This window comes from Kytococcus sp. HMSC28H12 (genome assembly GCF_001816045.1).
Classification (GTDB): Bacteria; Actinomycetota; Actinomycetes; order Actinomycetales; family Dermatophilaceae; genus Kytococcus; species Kytococcus schroeteri.
In genome coordinates this window covers 1-871 of record NZ_KV824507.1, presented here as the reverse complement: position 1 = coordinate 871, position 871 = coordinate 1, and the positions used below count along the sequence as shown (strand labels likewise).

Annotated in this window: 1 protein-coding gene and 1 pseudogene; both read left to right on the top strand. The window is 77.6% G+C overall.

The window, feature by feature from the left end; all coding sequences use genetic code 11:
- A pseudogene (locus HMPREF3099_RS12920) lies at positions 1 to 452 on the top strand (homoserine O-acetyltransferase); the annotation flags it as partial.
- Between the two features lie 68 nt (positions 453 to 520).
- A partial coding sequence (gene mtnN / locus HMPREF3099_RS07335; RefSeq protein WP_237769793.1) for a 5'-methylthioadenosine/S-adenosylhomocysteine nucleosidase occupies positions 521 to 871 on the top strand: 351 nt, incomplete at its 3' end.

The following is an 871-nucleotide window of genomic DNA, read 5'->3' as shown; positions in this document are numbered from 1 at the left end:
CGTCGGGGGCGGGCCCGGTGGCCGGGCTCGCCCTGGCCCGGCGGATGGCGATGCTCACCTACCGCAGCGCCGACGGCCTCGAGGAGCGCTTCGGGGAGGGGTCGCCGGGCACCTGCGCCTCGGGTGGCTCGGTGACGGCCTGGCTGGACCACCACGGGGACTCGTTCGTGCGGCGCTTCGACGCCGGGGCGTACCTCGCCCTCATCGACGCGATGGCGAGCCACGACGTGGGGCGCGGGCGCGGGGGAGTGCCGGCGGCCCTGGCCGCCGTCCACGCCCGGGTGACGGCGGTGGGCGTGAGCAGCGACCGGCTGGTGCGCCCCGAGGAGGTGCGCCGGGTGGCGGCGCTCGCCGGGGGCCGCTACCTGCAGGTGGAGTCCGCCAGCGGCCACGACGGGTTCCTCACCGAGACCGAGGCCGTGGCGGGGCTGCTGGGCTCGGTGCTGGCCTGAGCGAGGGTGGCAGGGCGTGCGCGGCCCGGGTCGTGGACAACCTGCCTGACCGTGCCACGATGCGCGCCATGACACGCGTGCTGGGAGTGCTGGGTGCCATCGAGGCCGAGGTGGTGGCGCTGCGGGCGGCGCTGGAGGACGCCCACGAGGAGGTGGTGCTCGGCCTGACCGTCACCCGCGGCGTGCTCGACGGCATCCCCCTCGTGCTGGCGCGGTGCGGCGTGGGCAAGGTCAACGGGGCCCTGGGTGCCGCGGCCCTGCGGGTCGCCGGGGCCGAGGCGGTGCTCTTCACCGGGGTGGCCGGCGGCATCGCGCCGGGGGTGGCCGTCGGGGACCTCGTGGTGGCCGATGACGTGGTGCAGCACGACGTGGACGTCACCCCGCTGGGCCGCGGGCCCGGCGAGCTCCTCGGCGAGCCG